The following is a 1340-nucleotide window of genomic DNA, read 5'->3' as shown; positions in this document are numbered from 1 at the left end:
GCGCCCAGCGCGGCAACGGTATTCGCTGATATCACCCACGGCACCACCGTCGAAGGCACCCCGGGATCCCCATCCCCGTCCCCATTCCCGTCCTGCTCGGCGCCGTCCTCAATCACCGGGGCCTGTTCCACAATCACATGCGCATTCGTGCCCGAAATACCAAACGAGGACACCCCTGCCCGACGCACCCGCTCACCGGGCTCCCATGGCTGGGGCTCAGTCAACAACGACACCGCACCCGCCGACCAATCCACATGCGGCGAGGGCTGATCCACATGCAACGTCGCCGGCAACACCCCATGACGCATCGCCTGCACCATCTTGATCACCCCGGCCACCCCCGCAGCCGCCTGGGTATGCCCGATATTGGACTTCACCGATCCCAACCACAGCGGCCGATCCACCGGCCGATCCTGCCCATAGGTCGCCAAAATCGCTTGGGCCTCAATCGGATCCCCCAACACCGTGCCCGTCCCATGGGCCTCCACCACATCCACATCCCCAGCACTCAAACCCGCACTGGCCAACGCCGAACGAATCACCCGCTCCTGAGCAGGCCCATTGGGCGCCGACAACCCATTCGAGGCACCATCCTGATTCACCGCACTACCCCGAATCACCGCCAACACCTCATGCCCACGACGACGCGCATCCGACAACCGCTCCAACAACACCAACCCCACACCCTCAGCAAAACCCGTCCCATCCGCCCCCGCAGCAAACGACTTACACCGCCCATCCACCGACAACCCCCGCTGCCGGGAAAACCCCACAAAAGTCCTCGGCGTGGCCATCACCGTCACCCCACCGGCCAACGCCGACGAACACTCCCCAGCCCGCAACGCCTGACACGCCTGATGCAACGCCACCAACGACGACGAACACGCCGTATCCACCGTCACCGCCGGCCCCCCCAACCCGAACACATACGCCACCCGACCCGACACCACACTGGCCGCCGTGCCGGTGAGCAGATACCCCTCCACCTCGGCAGCACCAGTCCCGCCGGCCTCCCCGTAGTGAGACAACATCGCCCCGGCAAACACCCCGGTGTCACTGCCGCGCACCGAACGCGGATCGATCCCGGCCGACTCAAAGGTCTCCCACGCCGTCTCCAACAACAACCGCTGCTGAGGATCCATCGCCAACGCCTCACGCGGAGAAATCCCGAAGAACCCCGCATCGAAATCCGCAGCACCCTCAATAAACCCCCCCATCCGCGTATACGACGCCCCCACCCGATCAGGATCAGGATCAAAAAGACCCTCCACATCCCAACCCCGATCACCCGGGAACTGCGAAATCACATCCCGACCCCCAAACACCACCTCCCACAACCC

At 64.6% G+C, this 1340-nt stretch carries 1 protein-coding gene; it reads right to left on the bottom strand.

Going from position 1 to position 1340, the window contains the following annotated elements; translation table 11 throughout:
- A partial coding sequence (locus AC5Y7D_RS30825; RefSeq protein WP_499929967.1) for a type I polyketide synthase occupies positions 1 to 1340 on the bottom strand: 1340 nt, incomplete at both ends.

The sequence above is a fragment of the Mycobacterium sp. NGS49 genome, from assembly GCF_059812565.1.
Note: the sequence above shows the minus strand (reverse complement) of the source record. Positions and strands in the feature narration are given on the sequence as shown.